Source organism: Funiculus sociatus GB2-C1 (assembly GCF_039962115.1).
Taxonomy (GTDB): Bacteria; Cyanobacteriota; Cyanobacteriia; order Cyanobacteriales; family FACHB-T130; genus Funiculus; species Funiculus sociatus.
Window position 1 is genome coordinate 13,024 of record NZ_JAMPKJ010000067.1, and the last position, 18,453, is coordinate 31,476.

The 18,453-nt window shown below is 47.9% G+C and carries 11 protein-coding genes and 1 tRNA gene; 9 read left to right on the forward strand and 3 right to left on the reverse strand.

The genetic code is table 11. The annotated features are described in order from the left end of the window. Nucleotides 1–123 precede the first annotated feature (123 nt). On the reverse strand, nt 124–921 hold the full coding sequence (cpdA, locus tag NDI42_RS23470; RefSeq protein WP_190460174.1) for a 3',5'-cyclic-AMP phosphodiesterase: 798 nt from the start codon (nt 919–921) through the stop codon (nt 124–126). 362 nt (nt 922–1,283) lie between these two features. Between cpdA and NDI42_RS23475 the strand changes: the two genes are divergently transcribed. Then, a tRNA-Cys gene (locus NDI42_RS23475) sits at nt 1,284–1,354 on the forward strand. A 98-nt stretch (nt 1,355–1,452) separates the two neighbouring features. On the opposite strand, the gene purM is transcribed toward NDI42_RS23475, so the two are convergent. Next, nucleotides 1,453–2,478 carry a phosphoribosylformylglycinamidine cyclo-ligase gene (gene purM, locus NDI42_RS23480; RefSeq protein WP_190460176.1) on the reverse strand — a complete coding sequence of 342 codons (1,026 nt, stop codon included), beginning with the start codon at nt 2,476–2,478 and terminating at the stop codon, nt 1,453–1,455. A gap of 500 nt (nt 2,479–2,978) precedes the next feature. Here purM and NDI42_RS23485 point away from each other — a divergent pair, with 500 nt between their 5' ends. From NDI42_RS23485 to NDI42_RS23495, 3 genes are all read left to right on the forward strand, one after another. Then, complete coding sequence (locus tag NDI42_RS23485) at nt 2,979–4,136, forward strand: septal ring lytic transglycosylase RlpA family protein (RefSeq protein ID WP_190460177.1); 1,158 nt, start codon at nt 2,979–2,981, stop codon at nt 4,134–4,136. A 117-nt stretch (nt 4,137–4,253) separates the two neighbouring features. Then, nucleotides 4,254–5,849 (forward strand): bifunctional pantoate--beta-alanine ligase/(d)CMP kinase, encoded by a 1,596-nt coding sequence (locus NDI42_RS23490; RefSeq protein ID WP_190460179.1) that lies wholly within the window; start codon nt 4,254–4,256, stop codon nt 5,847–5,849. Between the two features lie 422 nt (nt 5,850–6,271). Beyond that, the gene (locus tag NDI42_RS23495) at nt 6,272–7,207 is read left to right on the forward strand and encodes a polysaccharide deacetylase family protein (protein ID WP_199311473.1); all 936 of its coding nucleotides are present in this window, start codon (nt 6,272–6,274) and stop codon (nt 7,205–7,207) included. 49 nt (nt 7,208–7,256) lie between these two features. Here NDI42_RS23495 and NDI42_RS23500 read toward each other — a convergent pair whose 3' ends face one another. Then, nucleotides 7,257–11,900 carry a glutamate synthase-related protein gene (locus tag NDI42_RS23500; protein ID WP_190460188.1) on the reverse strand — a complete coding sequence of 1,548 codons (4,644 nt, stop codon included), beginning with the start codon at nt 11,898–11,900 and terminating at the stop codon, nt 7,257–7,259. A gap of 833 nt (nt 11,901–12,733) precedes the next feature. On the opposite strand from NDI42_RS23500, the gene NDI42_RS23505 reads away from it, so the two are divergent. The 5 genes from NDI42_RS23505 (at nt 12,734) to NDI42_RS23525 (ending at nt 18,372) form a co-directional block, all read left to right on the forward strand. Then, complete coding sequence (locus tag NDI42_RS23505) at nt 12,734–14,791, forward strand: phosphodiester glycosidase family protein (protein WP_190460181.1); 2,058 nt, start codon at nt 12,734–12,736, stop codon at nt 14,789–14,791. Nucleotides 14,792–15,012: 221 nt separating this feature from the next. Continuing rightward, complete coding sequence (locus NDI42_RS23510) at nt 15,013–15,441, forward strand: phosphomannose isomerase type II C-terminal cupin domain (RefSeq protein ID WP_190419591.1); 429 nt, start codon at nt 15,013–15,015, stop codon at nt 15,439–15,441. Nucleotides 15,442–15,816: 375 nt separating this feature from the next. Then, nucleotides 15,817–17,868, forward strand: coding sequence for a serine/threonine-protein kinase (locus NDI42_RS23515; protein WP_190460183.1), 2,052 nt, complete (start codon nt 15,817–15,819; stop codon nt 17,866–17,868). A gap of 178 nt (nt 17,869–18,046) precedes the next feature. Then, on the forward strand, nt 18,047–18,202 hold the full coding sequence (locus tag NDI42_RS23520; RefSeq protein ID WP_190460190.1) for a hypothetical protein: 156 nt from the start codon (nt 18,047–18,049) through the stop codon (nt 18,200–18,202). 44 nt (nt 18,203–18,246) lie between these two features. Continuing rightward, entirely contained in the window at nt 18,247–18,372 is a 126-nt protein-coding gene (locus NDI42_RS23525; protein WP_277876906.1) for a hypothetical protein, read from the forward strand. Nucleotides 18,373–18,453: the final 81 nt, after the last annotated feature.

An 18,453-nucleotide genomic window follows, 5' to 3' on the forward strand; every position in this document is an offset into this window, starting at 1 on the left:
TCTAAGTTTAGAGCGATCGCTGTGCAAGGCTGTTCGATTAGAGCTTATTTGAGGGAATTGCAGTTTCATTTTGTATTCCCCAGACTTGATACCATGAAAGCCTTTAATTATTCCCCTGCTTTTCTAATAACCAGTTGCTGCCAAATCCAGTTCATGCACGTAAGTAACCCGCTGCACTCTAGTTTCAAAAGAGCCATCAGGATATAAGTTTAATAAACGAAATCCTGGCTCTACTTTATCTAGGGAAAAATTGTGGCTGTGAGGCTCAAATTGAATCGAAGTAGAAGGACTACCCAGATAGTGAACACCGCCACGCCGTTGATAAAATTCTTGGTGAATGTGACCAAAAATCACCAACTTTACTTGAGGATGGCGATCTATAACAGCAAAAAGTTCCTCTGGATTCTGTAGTGTGCTGCCATCTAGCCAATCTGAATCCACGAGAAAAGGTGGGTGGTGAAAACCGATCAGGATAGGTCTATCGCTGGCTAGCTTTAGCTGCGTGTCCAGCCAAACTAGGCTTTCTGGCGATAGTTTGCCATGCACGCAACCAGAAACATGAGAATCAAGTAGCAAAAACTGCCAGTCTCCGGCTGCAAAAGACTTTTCTGGAGAAATGGGAGCCTCTTTTAACACCTGCTGCATCACCAAAGGCTGATCGTGGTTGCCTGGTACCCAGTAGGTAGGGATAGATAAGGGACTCAGCAATTCTGCCAACCGTTGATATGATTCCGCCTTGCCATCTTGGGACAAATCCCCAGTCAGCAGTAGTATATCTAGCTGAGACAATAGTTTTTGCAATTGCTCTAGAACTGCATGAAATGACTTTTCCGTAGGAAGACCTAATAATTCTTTTTTGGTGTCGGCAAACAGGTGAATATCTGTGATTTGAGCGATCGCAAGCGGCTTGGCTGGAATCATAAAGTTTTGTAATGGAATCTGGTAGCGGCTCAAAGAAAAATAGTTAGGACACTAAACCCCAATGGCTCTGCTGTAATAGGTAAACATCGATTTATAGCTTTCCTACGGAACAAGTTAATAAAATAACTCTAAAGATAGATGAATATTAAAAACTCCGTGTAAACACTTACGTCTTTAGATGGGTAATACATTACCGTTAGAGGTCGTCAAATACCTGCGATCTAGGAACCGCCCATATGTGATGACGATCACATATAGCGCCGGAAATGGAAATCTGCCTGTAAATACAGCAATAATCTACTAAGAATTTTTCTCTAGGTAAGTAATCGTCAAAATTTGGTATAGTAGTAATCTGAATTTATGGCGGCATAGCCAAGTGGTAAGGCAGAGGTCTGCAAAACCTCCACCCCCAGTTCAAATCTGGGTGCCGCCTTTGTAAAATAAAACTGCCTTTTTAGGCTCCTATCGGAGCTAAGGCGGGCAAAATGCCCACTCTAAAATGAATCCGGGCGCGGCATACAGGGAAGGTTCTTATTCGGGGATACCGACGAGACGACCGTCACCGGGAATTACCTTACCGATGGAATAAGCGGCAATTCCTTGGGATTCAAAGAAGTTGATGGTTTGGTCGGCGTGGTTTGGGGGTACGAGTAGCACGAAGCCAACACCCATATTGAATGTGTTAAACATATCCATCGGGCTGACTTCACCTGTGTCAGATAGCCACTGGAAAATAGGTGGAATTAGCCAAGATTTAGGATCAATCTGGATGGATTGATTAGTAGCGAGACAGCGAGGCAGGTTTTCTGGCAACCCACCACCAGTAATGTGAGCCATGCCATGAATTTCTAATTTGGCTTTGCGTGCCACTAGAACAGGTTTAACGTAAATTCGCGTGGGAGTTAACAAAATTTCCCCTAAGCTCTTATCGTGACCATCTAGGGGGGAGTGCAAGTCAACGCCACTTCGTTCGACAATCTTCCGCACCAAACTAAACCCGTTGCTGTGGATACCCTGACTAGCAAGCGCGATCGCTACATCTCCCACTTGCACCTGGGAACCATCCAGTATGTGGCTTTTTTCCACAATTCCGACGCAAAAACCCGCCAAGTCATACTCGCCTTTCTGATAAAAACCCGGCATTTCTGCGGTTTCCCCTCCCAGTAAGGCGCATCCCGACTCGCGACACCCTTGAGCTATACCCGCAACTACCTGAGTCAGCTGCTCTGGATTGAGTTTACCTGTTGCTAAATAATCCAAGAAAAATAGCGGTTCTGCGCCGCACGTCAACACATCGTTGACACACATTGCCACCAAATCAATACCTACTGTGTGGTGAGTGTTGAGTTGAAAAGCTAGCTTTAGCTTTGTCCCTACCCCATCCGTCCCAGAAACCAAAACTGGCTCCTGGTAGCCACTAGGCAGCTGAAACCAACCACTAAAGCCGCCGAATCCACCTAAAACCTCAGAACGGTGGGTGCTTTGTACGCTTTGGCGGATTTTTTCTACAAAACTCCGCCCCGCCTCAACATCTACACCTGCTTCTCGATAATCCATGAGTTCACGCCCCGCCTCGTTTAGCGATCGCAGATCGCAGACGTATTTTACTCGGCTATGGGTTCTCCTGACGAATTATAAGCTGTTCCACATTTAATTTATTGGCAAGTTAAGCCCCAAAAGTCTTACTAGCAGCGTTTTTCCCAATGGGTGACTTGGGATTTTTGACTTTTGGTTTACTTATTCATAAACTGCCTAAATCTTTTATGAAGTTTTGATGAAGTTCTAGAAAACTGAAATTGCCCAAAACCCTGATGAAATGGAACTTATCTCCGCATAAATGCGGAGATTCAAAATTAAATTTTTGATGAATTTGTCAAAACCTAGAGGAAATCCCTGATCCCCAATCCAAAAACTTCGTGATACTCTGTTTCAGTTCCTTGCACCAGGGTGAATACAGAATGAGTACGAGTTATCGATGACCGAATGGGAGCTATCTGGCAATACAACCACCGACTAGCTGACACTTCGACTTCCAAGTACGTTTCACAACCGTTGGTATGAATCAAAGATTTTTTAGCGGAATATTTGCAGCCCTGTTAACGACGATTGGGATGACTACATCCAGTTATGCCCAGTCAGCTAAAAGGTTTGACCAAGTTTCCGAGTCCAATGTTCCTCAGAAGCAGCAGACAAGTAAAAACGCCTCTCGGCAACCTGCAACTTCCAATCGGGTACAGCCGCCGGAAGTTATCAAGGTGGGAGAATATCAATCCCAAGTCAGAATGGCTTGCCTTGCAACACGCCCTTGCAATAATTCTGTAGGTGTGGCGACCCTGTTGGATCGAGTAGTCGTAGCTAAAATTCTTCCCCATCAAGTACGAGGGTATAAAGCCGCGACGCTTTACGTCCGTAGTATCCCAGTCCTGACCTTTCTGGGTTCCCGCGTGACTCCCGCACAAGACACCAAGATGGGAGAAATTTTAAGCAGTGCGGGCGGTTTTCCAAAACAGATGTCATCGGATGCCAGTAATCAAAACGATCCGGTAGCCCGTGCCACAACCGTTGCTGCTAAGCTGAATCAGTTGAGTTTAGAAAACGTAGATGCAAGTGCGATCGCTGTCAGTTGGAATAGCGACAAGGGCAGCTATGTCATTAAAGTAAACGGCGAGAAACTGGTCGAAGTTAACGGAAAAACAATATTGCCAGATACAACTCGCAACCCTGCTGTAGATGCCCTACAAGCAACCAATCGACTCCGCCGCCTGATGGGTAATGCACCACCACTGAGGGAAATCGCCGGATTATCCAAACGGCCCCAGAGGATTGCTTACAACCCTAGAGCTAATAGAGCCGCCGCACCAACAAACAGACGGCTCACCACCAGACCAGTCATGGGCCAGAGTAGCGGGATGGCATCCTGGTATGGTTATGGATTCCACGGCTTGCGGAGTGCCAGTGGTGAAAGATTCAATCAGAATGCGATGACAGCTGCCCACCGTACCTTGCCTTTTGGGACGCAAGTGCGCGTGACCAACAGGAACAACGGGCGTTCTGTAATCGTGCGAATTAATGATCGTGGGCCTTTTATCCGGGGTCGGATAATTGATGTGTCCGCGGGTGCTGCTAAAATTTTGGGAATGACGAGCAGTGGGGTAGCACCAGTGCAGCTAGAAATTCTAGGTCGTCCGCAGACAGTAGCAGTTGACGAAAACTAGGTTTCCACCTTCAGAGTTTTGAGTTATGAGTGTTGAGTTGATATTTTTAATTCAGCACTCCAGGCAGAAGGAACTGCCGCTACAACTCAAAACTCAAAATTATTGAAGGGGGTTTTGGTGCGCCTGTTTACGACAATTGCGGGATTGCGCTGCTACTTGGGTTTGCATCGGCAGGGCAAAAACGTCGGCTTTGTACCGACAATGGGAGCCTTGCACGCGGGGCATATTAGCTTAATCGAACGTGCGCGATCGCACAATGATATCGTCATAGTCAGCATCTTCGTCAATCCACTACAATTTGGACCTAGTGAGGATTTTCAGCAATATCCTCGTTCTTTGGAGCAGGATCGGCAATTGTGCCAACAGGCTAGGGTAGATGCGATTTTTGCCCCTTCTGCTGAAGAATTGTATGGATGGGGGACTGGCGACTGGGGATTGGAGATTGGGGTAGCGCGCCTCCCAATTCCCGATTCCCAATCTCGAATCAGCACAACGGTGCTTCCACCAGAGAATATGACATCAGTTTTGTGCGGTCGCTTTCGTCCCGGACACTTTCAGGGAGTCGCAACTGTGGTGACAAAGTTGCTGAACCTGGTACAACCAAATAACGCTTATTTTGGAGAAAAAGATGCCCAGCAATTGGCGATTATTCGGCGATTGGTGGCGGATCTAAATTGGAGCATCAAGATTGTGGGTTGTCCAATAGTACGGGAAGCATCGGGATTGGCTCTCTCTTCCCGGAATCAGTATTTAACTTTAGAGCAGAAACAGCAAGCATCGGTGTTGTATCGCTCTTTACAACAAGCCAAGAAAGCATTTCAATCAGGCGATCGCGATCGCGCTATTCTCATAGACACAGTTCAACAGGAAATTGCTATCGTACCAGAGGTACAAATCGAGTATATTGAACTGGTTCACCCCACTACTCTCATGCGTTTGGAAAAAGTTGAAGAAGCGGGACTACTAGCGATCGCCGCCCGACTGGGATCGACCCGTTTAATTGATAATGTAGTATTACGCGATCGCCAGCCGATTGTGGCGATTGATGGCCCAGCCGGGGCGGGGAAATCGACTGTAGCCCGTCAGGTTGCTAAGTCTTTAGGATTGTTGTACTTAGATACCGGGGCGATGTATCGCGCTCTGACTTGGCTGGTTTTGGAATCGGGAATCAGGGTAGATGATGAACCAAGCATAGCCGAGTTAGCCAGCCGTTCTCAGATTCAGTTAAGCACGGGTGATGATCCCCAGATTACCACTCGTGTCTGGATTAACGATCACGATGTCACCTTTGCAATTCGCTCTTTGGAGGTGACAGCGATGGTGAGTGCGATCGCTGCCCAACCATACGTCCGTCAAGAACTGGTTAAACAACAGCAGCGCTGGGGTTTAAAGGGAGGCATCGTCGCTGAAGGTCGCGACATCGCCACCCACGTTTTCCCGGATGCCGAACTTAAAATCTTCTTAACCGCATCCGTTCACGAACGGGCGCAACGCCGTCAGCAAGACCTGAAAAACCAACAGCAGCCAAACGTAAGTTTAGTGCAGTTGGAGCAGGACATTCAAGAACGCGACACCCGCGACAGCACCCGCGTCGTGGCACCCTTGCAAAAGGCAGCAGACGCTATTTTGATCGAAACTGACGGTCTGGGCATTGCCGAAGTCACTGCTCGAATTGTCAGTTTATATCATCAAAAGCTGTCTGTGTCTAGATAACTGATGTTCCTCCCATAGCCCATACTTTTCAGTAAAAGTCAACTCCCTTAGCAATTAACTTTCTTACCCGGAGCGCCCGACTGTTGGGTAGTATTTTGCAATAGGGTACAAAAAGACAAAGAAAGCTTCCTTATTAAATAAGGAAGTAATTTGCGATGCAACAAAATAGCTTTTAGCGATCGCTTATACCCGTAAAAACGAACTATAGGCAGAGGATTCGCGTCACAGATCCAACAGAGCTAAAGGAGGAGGGCAACGATAGATTACCGAGATACACGTAAGCATTGCCGACAAAGCTAGGGCAAGGCTTACACCAAGTACGTAGCTGTAAAAAAATTGTTTGAGAAACCTGGTGTGCTGGAAGAGGCGGAGAACTTGACAAAACTCCGCCTTGAGGAATGGAGGAGTGAAGGAGAGCTGACGTGGCAAAGTATGATCGATTTTCTTGGCGGGAAAAAACAACATTGATTGCTGTTGTTGCAGCCGCTAGTAGTTTTTTGGCTGGTCTCATGTTGCCGATTAATCGCCATGAGAATCATCCGTCGATTCTTTTATCTGCAACCGAAGAGTTGGGGAATCGGAATAAAGACAAAAGTGGCACTGATATAAACGCTTTGATGGCGCAGCGAGATGAGGCGTTTAACAAAGTATTCGCTCAATTGCAGCAGGAAGAAAAAGACAGAAATTTGACTTTTTCAGTCCCCAAAGGGTTTCAAGGGAAAGTATTTCAAGAAGTAAAACTAAACACTAACCAGAAAGTCATTGCCCTGACTTTTGATGACGGGCCTTCGCCTCAAGGGACGTTGCAGGTGCTGGAGATCCTGAAGAAAAACAACATTAAAGCAACATTCTTCATGATCGGGCGGAACGTGAAAAATTTTCCCCATGTGGCGAAAGCCGTAGTTGCTGAGGGACACGCCGTTGCTAATCATACCTGGAGCCACTCTTACCATCATGTAAACGAAACTGGGGCTGCCCGTGAAATTGACCGCACAGCGGCAATTATTTATGAAGCCACAGGTGTGAAGACAGCTCTGTTTCGTCCACCCGGTGGCTATCTGAACAATGGCTTGGTAGCTTACGCCCGTAAAAAAAATTACGCCGTGGCGATGTGGTCATCTGACTCTATGGACTATCGCCGTCCCTCGGTGCCAGTATTCATCAAGTCCGCGCTAAAGGGAGCCACATCAGGCGGTATGGTACTAATGCACGATGGAGGCGGCAATCGGACGCGTACGGTGCAAGCTTTACCGCAACTAATTACCGAATATCAAAAGCGCGGCTACAAGTTTGTGACTGTGCCAGAACTGATGGAAATGCAAGACAAAGAAGTTAAATTGGCAGCTGGTAAAAAATAAGGTAAAAGGCAAAAGGAATCTTTCTGTTTCTTTTGCCTTTTACCTTTTATTACTGCACCGAACTGAGAACCTTTTGGGTTGCTGCTTCCGGATTAGCTTCTGGAGAATCTGCTTCACTAGGAGGCACAACCTGCCAGAACTGAGGCAAGTATTCTGACCAATTGGCAAGAATATCTTTTGCCTTCTGGCTACCTGTTCTTTCAGCGTGAAGTTCAATCAGCTCTTTGAGCTGCTGTTCTCCAGCTGGCGTTTTCACCCGTTGGATTTTGACAATCTCCAGGTTAACTTTTGGTGTAAAGCTGCCATCCTGATCGAGGAAGTAACCTAAACCCCCTGTCATCCCGGCTCCCACGTTGCGCCCTACTCTACCCAGAACGACAATTACGCCGCCTGTCATGTATTCACAGCAGTGGTCGCCTGCGCCTTCAATCACCGCCATTCCCTTAGAATTACGGACAGCAAACCGCTCCCCGGCTTGACCGTTGGCTAACATAATGCCGCCCGTGGCACCGTAGAGACAAGTGTTGCCGACAATCACGTTCTGAGCTGGATCGTAGGTAGCCTCCTGAGGCGGCTTGATAACAATTTCGCCACCGTGCATTCCCTTGCCTACGTAATCGTTCGCCTCGCCTTCCAGGTTGAGAGTCATACCGGGGAGGTTAAAGGCACCGAAACTCTGACCCACACTGCCGGAGAAGTTGAGGGTAATTTGACCGCTCCAACCTGTGTTGCCATATTCAGAGGCGATCGCGCCGGCAATTCGCGCCCCAATTGTCCGGTCTGTGTTCACCACAGGCACTTCTTTGGTGACGTTAGATTGGTTAGCGATCGCATCTTTAATTTCCGAATCGCTCAGCAGTTCGTCATCTAAAACTGGCCCGTTGCTGTGTACTGGTTCATGAATCAGCCAATCGCGATTTGTGCGCGTATCTGGCAGATTGGTAAGGCAATCCAGATTCAAGCTTGTCGTCTTAGTTAATCCGGTGGGGCGCACTTTCAGCAAGTCGGCGCGACCAATCACCTCGTTTAGAGAACGATATCCCAACCGCGCCAAGAGACTCCGCACTTCTTGGGCTACAAAGTAGAAGAAGTTAACGACGTGTTCTGGCATTCCTGGGAAGCGCTTCCGCAAGTTTTCTTGCTGAGAAGCCACACCAACGGGACAGTTATTGGTGTGGCAGATCCGCGCCATGATGCAACCTTCGGCAATCATGGCGATGGAGCCGAAACCGTACTCTTCTCCACCCATCAAAGCTGCTATGATTACGTCCCAGCCGCTCTTGAAGCCGCCATCTACTCGGAGAATTACGCGCGATCGCAGTTCATTCTCCATCAGGACGCGATGCACTTCGGTTAATCCCAGTTCCCACGGGGAACCCGCGTGTTTAATTGAACTTAAGGGAGATGCGCCTGTCCCGCCATCGTGACCCGAAATCTGGATAACATCGGCATTTGCCTTTGCCACACCTGCGGCAATGGTGCCAATACCCACTTCTGCCACCAACTTCACCGATACCCCTGCCTTCGGGTTAATTTGGTGCATGTCAAAAATCAACTGCGCCAAATCTTCAATCGAGTAAATATCATGATGCGGCGGTGGTGAAATCAGCGTCACTCCTGGCTTAGAGCGGCGCAGCATCGCGATGTAGGGGCTTACCTTTGTTCCTGGTAGCTGTCCACCTTCCCCAGGCTTTGCACCTTGGGCGATTTTGATTTCAATTTGTTTGGCACTCATCAGGTACTCTGGGGTCACGCCAAAGCGACCGCTTGCCACCTGCTTGATGGAAGAAGAAGCTGTATCTCCATTCCGCAGCCCATTGAGGTGTGGCAGAACTTGGGAATGGCCCATTTCATCCACATCATCTAGAACTTTGTAACGAACTGGATCTTCGCCGCCTTCACCGGAATTAGATTTGCCGCCGATGCGGTTCATAGCGATCGCCAGCGTTTCGTGCGCTTCTCGCGACAATGCTCCCAAGCTCATCCCACCTGTAGCAAATCGCTTGACAATTGACTCCACAGGCTCTACTTCTTCCAGAGGAATAGAGGCGCGATCGCTCTCCAAATCTAGCAAGTCTCGCAGCGCTGTTACAGGTCGTCCTGCCAAATGCTTCTGATAAACTTCGTAGTGGTCATGTTGCGGGTTTTTCACCGCTTGATGCAGCGACTTGGCAACTTCCGGACTATTCATGTGGTACTCGCCACCCGGACGGTACTGCACAAAGCCATAGTTTTCCAGCTTCTTGCGTGGTACCTCTGGGAAAGCCGCCGAGTGGAATGAAATCACTTCCTGCGCCAGTTCCCGCACGGAAAGGCCGCCTAGTCGCGATGCGGTACCCTTAAAGCCAAGAGCCAAGAGATCGCCGCCAATACCAATCGCCTCAAAAATTTGCGCTCCGCGATAGCTAGACAGCAGAGAAATCCCCATTTTCGAGAGGATTTTCAACAATCCAGCTTCTACGGCTTTGCAGTAATTTTTTTGCGCCTGCTCAAGAGTAATATTCTTGAGTTTGCCCCGCTGCATCATATTTTGGGTCTTGGTATCGCTCCACCAATGACGCACGGTTTCTAGAGCCAAATACGGACATACCGCGGAAGCCCCGTAGCCAATGAGACAGCCAAAGTGGTGCGTACTCCAGCATTGAGCGGTATCGACAATTAAAGATGCAAAGGCTCGCAGGCCTTCTTGGATCAGGTGGTGGTGTACTGCTCCCACAGCTAACAGAGGTGGAATGTAGCTGTGTTCGGCGCTCAAAGAGTTTCCGGCGCGATCGCTCAAAATCAGAATTTCTTTGCCCGCACGCACCGCCGCCGCCGCTTGCTGGCACAAATTGCGAACCGCCGCCTCTAAACCTTCTGGCCCCTTTTCGATTTCAAACAGCGTCGAGAACTTCTCTGTGGCAAAAGAGGAAGTGCTGATCTGCTCTAGCGCTGCTTCATTTAGAACCGGAGACTCTAACTTCAGTAACCGCGCATACTCTGGTTCTACCTTCAACAGGTTTCCCCGCTTCCCTAAAGAAACCGACAGGGACATCACCATCCCTTCTCGCAACGGGTCAATTGGCGGATTCGTCACCTGAGCGAAGCGCTGCTTGAAATAGTCATACAGTAAGTGCGGCTTGGAGGACAGCACCGCCAAGGGAATGTCATCTCCCATACAAAAGGTAGGTTCTTTCCCAGAAGATGCCATTTCCTCAATCACCATTTCCACATCTTCTGTGGTGTAGCCAAAGGCAATTTGTTCTCTCAGCAAGCTTTGAGAGTCGAGATTTTTCTCTTCGGTAAAAGGTACGTCGGGGAGATTTTGCCGATAAGATGCCAGCCACTCACCATAAGGATGAACAGCAGCGATGCGCCCCTTAATTTCCCAGTTTTTCTGAACTTCTTGAGTTTCCAGGTCAACGGCAATCATTTGCCCCGGCCCCAGTCGCCCTTTTTCCAGAATCTCTGCTTCTGGCAAATCGATCACACCAGCTTCCGAAGCTACCACAACTAATCCATCGCGCGTGGTGCAATATCGCGCTGGCCTTAACCCGTTGCGGTCGAGAGTCGCACCTACTTTCTTGCCATCACTGAATACCAGTAGCGCTGGGCCGTCCCAAGGCTCTTGAAGTCCGTTGTAGAATTCGTAAAAGTCCACAATTTCCGGATGATTTGCCAATTCCGGCTGATTCTGGTACGCTTCTGGCACCATAATCATTAAAGCTTCCAGAGGGCTGCGACCAGTACGAACCAGCAACTCTAACACGTTATCTAGGTTTGCCGAGTCACTATTATCTAGATTGGTTAAAGGCTTGAGTTCCTGAATGCGATCGCCCCAAATTGGATGCGTCAGATTTGCCTCTCGCGCCATTATCGAGTTTATATTCCCCAACAGCGTATTAATTTCGCCGTTGTGTCCCAAAAGACGCATCGGCTGAGCTAGAGGCCACTTAGGCAGCGTGTTGGTGCTAAAGCGTCGGTGATAGACAGCAAAAACACTTTCATAATTGGGATTAGTTAAATCTGTATAAAAGTCCCCCAACACCGCCGACCGCACCATCCCCTTATAAATAATGGTGCGATTAGAGAACGAACAAATGTAAAACTCGTCTGACCATTTAAGGGTACTGTTAGCCTCCAGATTTTTATCTATGCGGCGACGAGCCAAAAACAGGGCGCGTTCCAACTCATCCCCAGAACCATTTTTGGAAGTACATACCAGTTGCTCGATGTGGGGCTGGTTTTCTCTGGACTGTACCCCCAGCACTTGAGGCTGCACTGGAACTTCTCGCCACCCCAGTACAGTTAATCCTTCTTCTTCCAAGGTTTTGTTAACAATTTCCTTAGCAGTGGCTCTGGTTTCAGCATCTTTGGGTAAAAAGACCATTCCCACCCCTGTCTTTTCAGTCGGCGGCATTTCTATGCCTTGGGTAGCCAACCAGTGACCCAACAGCTTCCAGGGAATAGCAGTCATCAAACCTGCTCCATCCCCAGAATCCCCGTCAGCGCTGCAACCACCCCGATGTTCTAGACAAGTCAGAGCGGATAAAGCCTTTGCTACCAATTCATGTGTCGGCGTTCCCTTTTGGTTGGCAATGAAGCCGACACCGCAGGCATCCCGCTCTTCCACCAACCACCTTTGACCGGGATAGGTATCTGTCGCATTTACTGCTGTTGTCTGTTGTTGATTGTCATTCACGCGATGCTCCATGAGATAATCCACGTTCTTTACTTACTGATACAGGTTTACTGATTGAAGGTTGTTAATCCTGTGGCACGACTGTGCTGATCGCAGAATTAAAATTTGAAAAACTTTTGCCAAGACTTCGCCAATGTATTTAAACATCCCTCAGTCTTCTTTTGCCCTTGACTATTCTTTTGCTTCCATAGCCTTATTTATCTAAACTTAGATGCCATTTGACCATGAAAGCTGTAACTGATGAAACTTTTATGTTTCGGCTTTTCTGCCCCAGACCCAGGGGTCGCAAAACTTTTTGCTCTTGCGATCGCAATAATATCCAAGCGTCTGCACGTAAGACGCTCTGCTGGCGGAGGGTTTGCCTAAAATGGCTACTGGTGCTGAAAAATGAACCTTGTTCTAACCCGATTCAGATGCCAGCCTTCTACCAAACTTACGGATTAGATATTCTATCATTTAAAAGCAAAGTTCAACACAAATTTCAACGCTAAGACTTCGAGCCGGGACAAACAAATTGTAGGGGCGAGATAAACGCGAAGTCTAGACTTGGCTATAGCCACCCAATTTTAGAGTCAAATATAGAGACGCGAGATGTCGCGTCTGTGCTTCGCCCCTAATGGGTTGTTGAACAAAGCGTCTTGCCGACCCCTGTGGTCTTGCCTCCTATTATGCGGCTAAAAAAGCTTTCTTTGGAAGATAAAGTCATTGTTTTTTGATACTTGCGTCCACATCTGAGTTATTTTAGAAATCTTGATGTTGTAGAGGCGCGCCATCGCCCGATCCGGGTGTATGGCAATACACCTGTACAAATTTTTGAACCATACATCAAAGAGTGACTTTGCCGGATGATCGGGAGAACGACACCAGAAACTAAAACGGTTGGTGGTCTGGGGCTATTTGCCCCCAGTCGCCTGATAGCATTCTCGCTCCCGTCAGCGATCGCCGCATCGCTTTACGCGACAAATGTCCCCATAGGAGCAGTTCCGAATTTACCCCCATCACGCCTTGTGGTATCAGCACCAAAGGCATCGCCTCAAATAAATCGGCAGGGTAGTCAAGTATCTATAAATGGTCGAACCTTACCCGCAGCTTGGAGCCAGTGGCAGCGGGGGACATCTGTACGCACGGGAATAAGCGATGCTGGAGTGGCTCAAACACTGGGAGTAGAGCTTTTAAACACCGGGGATTTAACCAAACAGCCGATACAGTGGTTTTCTGGTGCCAACCGGCTAATTTTGGCTACCTTTCCAGTAGCACCTTACCGCTATCTAGACATTACTGATTTCGCACTCAAAAACGGTTGGAAGACCCAAATAAAGGGCAACACGCTTTTAATTACCACAAAACCAGCGCGACTGGGGGACGTTCAACAAAGTCTTCAACCGTGGGGTTCGCGCCTTGTTGTCGATCTAGACCGCCCGGCCCCTTGGCAAGTCACTCAACAAGGTCAGAATTTAGTTGTCACAATCAACGCAGCAGCCCCTCCCGCCATCTTGCAGCGCTTCCCTCCCCCTCCTCCAGAACCTAAGCCAGAGACAGAGGTAGAGGGAATAAGAAATCCCCAGCCCCCAATCGCCAATCCCCAGCCCCCAATCCCCAGCCCCCAATCCCCAGCCCCCAATCCCCAGCCCCCAATCCCTGTCGTCGAAAGCACTCAGAATCAAACCACGATTCGAGTACAAATCCCAGCAGGGCTGTATCCTCGCGTTTTCAGTTTGCCCTCCCCAAATCGCCTGCTGATTGATTTTCAACCAGAAGCTATGGTAGAACGAGATATTCTCTGGGCAGAAGGAATCCGTTGGAAGCAGCAGTATGTAGCCATTACTCACCAGTCATCAGCCAACGACTCCCCGCTGTTGGATGGAGGTAGTGTTAATCCCAAATCCCAAATCCCAAATCCCAAGTCGATTGACCGCTTCCCAGTCGCATCGCTGACTATCAATCTTCGTCAAAGAGGGCTAACCCTCAAACCAATCTGGAGTAACCCTAATAGTGTTGCAGGAATCGCTCCTCTGCTGAGGACAGCCCAGTTGTGGCAGGCTTCAGCAGCTATCAACGCCGGATTTTTTAACCGCAACAACCAACTGCCTTTAGGGGCAATTAAACGAGATGGTCGGTGGTTATCCGGGCCGATTCTGAATCGAGGCGCGATCGCTTGGAATGATGCTGGTGAAGTTAAAATGGGTCGTCTGAGCTACCAGGGAGCCTTGGATATCGAAAATTCCTCAAGCTTACCAGTCCTTTTCTTCAACAGTGCTTATGTCCAAGCGGGAATCGCCCTTTACTCCTCTGAATGGGGAGGGGCTTACACTCCCCTGACTGATAATGAAACCATCGTCGTTGTCCAGAATAACCAGGTTATAAATCAGTTACCTGGAGGCATGGCTGGGAAAATATCATTTCCCATTCCGCCGGAAAACGGTTATTTGCTGACAATTCGAGGTAAAGAAACATCTCCAGTCGGGATCTTGAGTGTCGGCACCAGGGTGCGTATCAATGAGCTTTTTTCACAACCGGACTTTGTGCGCTATCCGCAAATTGTCGGCGCTGGGCCACTTCTGGTGCAAAATCGTCAAATTGTGCTAGATGCTAAAGCTGAGCAATTTAGCGATGCCTTTATCAAAGAAGCAGCTGTTAGAAGTGCGATCGCTACCACCGCATCTGGACAACTGATGATGGTTGCCATCCACAACCGCACAGGTGGAAAAGGCCCGACATTAGCAGAAACTGCTCAGATAATGCAACAAATGGGAGCTGTTGAGGCTCTTAATCTAGATGGTGGCAGCTCTACCAGCCTCTATCTAGGGGGACAACTTATTAATCGGCCTCCCACCACCGCCGCCCGCGTTCACAACGGTCTAGGGCTTTTCCTTCAACCGGGTTTGCGATCGCCTAGCAATTAAATTTTTAAAACTTTGCCAAATAAATTCTTTAGCAGAGCTTATATAAAGAGTTGATGTAGATTCGCTTAATCGGCAAATTTACTGGTGACAGGCTTTAAAGATCGTTGTTATGTTTAGCTAGGGTTGCCTAAATGTGTTAGTTCTACAATTTTTAAGAGGATTACCTCTGCATATTTATATGAGCCCTGCTAAACCTACAGCGGTTCTAAGGAGAAAAAACAATGGCTAAAGCGCAAGAAGTTTCCCAAATTACTACTTTACCTCTTCCCAACTCCATGACTATCAATGGAGTTGCTGCAACTGAATTGCGGCCTTGGGGTTCCTTCACTATTCTGGAAGAAGGACGGGGCTATAAAATCAAGCGAATTGAAGTCAAGCCCGGTCATCGGCTTAGCCTGCAAATGCACTACCACCGCAGCGAACACTGGATCGTCGTTTCAGGCACAGCTAAGGTTACTTGTGGCGATAACGAACTGATTCTGGGCAGTAATCAATCTACCTACGTTCCCCAATGTCACACTCATCGTCTAGAAAATCCGGGTGTGATTAACTTGGTGTTAATTGAGGTTCAGAATGGAGAATATTTGGGAGAAGATGACATTGTTCGTTTTCAAGATGACTACGCCCGCACTCAGCCCTCCACAAAGTAGGCTGGCGAATTTAACTGGGCAAATAGTTGACCCGATTGCCTAGTTTGGGTGTTTGTTTTAATACTCACATTGTCTTAATTCGGCAATTGACATCCTCCACGACCATAATCAAAAATTATGGTCGTTGATTGTGAGGAATCGCTTCTAAGGTTTCCTCCCTCAACAGGTGGCAACTAAATTCAGTGAGCTCAACCCGTTTTAGCTGACGAAAATAGCTATCAGGGGAAAAGGGGTGTATCGAGCAGGTTATGCTATCTGGGTACAGATTTTTCTAGCAAGAGCAAAAATTAGGCTTTAAAACCTTTAAGGCTGACAAGCCGATTAAGCGCCTGAAGGACTACCCTAGAAGAACTGCCAGAACACCGCATCAACTTCATGCTGGGAAAAACGCTCAGTGGTCGCTACCAAATTGTGAAACACTTGGGAGGCGGAGGGTTTGGTCAGACTTACCTTGCCGAAGATAAGCAACTACCGGGAAATCCGCTTTGTGTCGTCAAGCAACTCAAGCCCAAGGCTACCGATTCGGGAACCTTAGAAGTAGCACGACGATTATTTGATAGAGAAGCCCAAGTTCTATACAAACTGGGTAAACACGATCGGATTCCCCAACTTTTGGCTCATTTTGAGGAAGAACAAGAGTTTTATCTGGTTCAGGAATTCATCGAAGGGGATGAAGTTAAGCGAGAATTACCAATAGGTAAGCAGTTGCCTGAGACGGAGGTAGCTGCTCTTTTGCACGAAATTCTAAAAATATTAGAGTTTGTCCATCAGCAGGATGTCATCCACAGAGATATCAAGCCGTCCAATTTAATCAGGCGCAAGCAAGATGGCAAGATAGTTTTGATTGACTTTGGAGCTGTCAAACAAGTTAGCACTCAGGCGCTTGCCTCTGAGGGGGAAACAACTTTAACAATTGCTATTGGTTCGCCTGGTTACATGGCGAACGAACAACTCGGCGGCAAACCGCGATTTAGTAGCGATATCTATGCTGTGGGAATCCTGGGTATCCAAGCTGTCACAGGTTTACAGCCGTCACAACTGCCAGAAGATACCCAAACCTGTGAGATTGTATGGCGCGATAAGGCTCAAGTCAGCCAGCAGGTTGCAGACATTTTAGACACAATGGTGCGCTATGACTTTCGCCAACGCTACCAGACGGCGACAGAAGCTTTGGAGGCGCTTCAACAGCTCAACGAGCTACCAACACGGCACATCATCCCGGATGCGATCGCTACTGGGACGCTTCCAACCTCACCAACCAGACAGCAGTATACTTCCTTTGCTTCTCAGGGTACGTTGCCTGCTGAACCACCAGCGATCGCTACTGAAACCCTTCAAAGTTCCAAAGCACTAATCTCAACCTATCCACGAAAGCCGGAAACTGTTTTTTCTACTTTCCGAAACAAAACGCCTCTGCTGATTAAAATTGGCGCGGGTTTGGCTACGGCTCTCGCTCTAAGTATGGGAATTTACTTTTTTCAAAAACCCAATAGCTTAGAAGATACTGCACAAGAAGTTGCTTTAGTCAATACCCTCCCTGGTCATGCTGCTGGCATTACCTCTATCGCCCTCAGTCCGGATGGTAAGATTCTGGCAAGTGGCAGCCTTGACCAAACTATCAAAATTAGAAATCTCCGTACCAAAGAAATAATTTATACCCTGAGTGGGCATACTGGGTATGTTTATTCTGTTGCCATCAGCCCGGATGGACAAACTCTCGCCAGTGGTAGCGCCGATCAAACTATCAAAGTGTGGAACCTGAAAACGGGTAAACTACTCCGCACCTTGTCTGGACATACAGGAGATGTTTATTCAGTTGCCATCAGCCGAGATGGACAAACTCTCGTCAGTGGCAGTAAGGACAAGACTATCAAAGTGTGGAACCTGAAAACGGGTGAGTTGGTACGTACCCTAATCGGAACGCAACTAGAAGAGGGGGTTAGTGATGTCGCCATTAGCCCGGATGGTCAAATGTCCGCTAGTAACATTTATGACATAAATGTTTGGAACCTAACAACGGGTGAACTGCGCCGCACTTTTGGCGGGCATATCGAGGCAGTGAGTGCGATCGCCATCAGCCGGGATAGTAAGATTCTTGCCAGTGGCAGTCCCGACGGAACAGCAAAACTCTGGAATTTGGACACGGGCGAATTGCTAAATACTTTCCCCCATGCGTCTAGATTACCAAATGGCTCTCTATCAGGGGGAGTTTATGCTGTTGCTATCAGTCCCAATGGTCGGATTCTTGTTAGTGGCAGTGGCGGCAACGAGAATACTATTAAATTGTGGAATGTGCGAACTGGGGAATTAATTCGCACACTTGAAAGCCATTCCAAGACAATTTTTGCACTTGCTATTAGTCCCGATGGGCAGACGATTTACAGTGGTAGCCTGGACGGAACAATTAAGGTTTGGCGATCGCCCTAAATTATCCGATTTTGAATACAAGTATTTTAAAGCTTCAGTGTTTATCTGGTAATGTTTAGCCGCTCAACCTAACCTACAATCTTTGACTAATTAGTGCCGAGCGATCGCATATTTTTTGTATTTCATAAATTTCAAGGCTAAACTAGCAGACAAGTATATTCAAAATTGAAAAACTGTCATGCTATTTAAAACCCTCAGCGGTCGCTACCAAATTGTGAAACACTTAGGAGGCGGTGGATTTGGACAAACTTACCTTGCCGGAGATAAACAACTACCAGGGAATCCGCTTTGTGTTGTCAAGCAACTTCAGCCCGGGTGCGTGTCACCTTCTTGAGAGAAAAATTAGGCTAGGAAAGAAGTCTACCTCCCAAGGATCTGATGACTCCAGAAGAGCAAGCACAACTGCAACAGAGCATTGATACCATTGCTCAGATTCTCTATCGCAATACCCCTGCCGAGCAGTTGCAAACATTAGACCTCTTGCAAAAGTCGATGCTGAGGTAATATGGGGTCTAAACAAAGGCGCTCGCAAAAAACGGGTGAGCGATCACGCAGTCTGATTCATAAGAATATCTGATGAAATAC

Coding starts and splice junctions, on each gene's coding strand:
- purM (WP_190460176.1), bottom strand. CDS start 2,478: ATGGATTATCGAGAAGCAGGTGTAGATGTTGAGGCGGGGCGGAGTTTT.
- NDI42_RS23520 (WP_190460190.1), top strand. CDS start 18,047: ATGCTATTTAAAACCCTCAGCGGTCGCTACCAAATTGTGAAACACTTA.
- NDI42_RS23525 (WP_277876906.1), top strand. CDS start 18,247: ATGACTCCAGAAGAGCAAGCACAACTGCAACAGAGCATTGATACCATT.
- NDI42_RS23485 (WP_190460177.1), top strand. CDS start 2,979: ATGAATCAAAGATTTTTTAGCGGAATATTTGCAGCCCTGTTAACGACG.
- NDI42_RS23515 (WP_190460183.1), top strand. CDS start 15,817: ATGCTGGGAAAAACGCTCAGTGGTCGCTACCAAATTGTGAAACACTTG.
- cpdA (WP_190460174.1), bottom strand. CDS start 921: ATGATTCCAGCCAAGCCGCTTGCGATCGCTCAAATCACAGATATTCAC.
- NDI42_RS23510 (WP_190419591.1), top strand. CDS start 15,013: ATGGCTAAAGCGCAAGAAGTTTCCCAAATTACTACTTTACCTCTTCCC.
- NDI42_RS23505 (WP_190460181.1), top strand. CDS start 12,734: ATGATCGGGAGAACGACACCAGAAACTAAAACGGTTGGTGGTCTGGGG.
- NDI42_RS23500 (WP_190460188.1), bottom strand. CDS start 11,900: ATGGAGCATCGCGTGAATGACAATCAACAACAGACAACAGCAGTAAAT.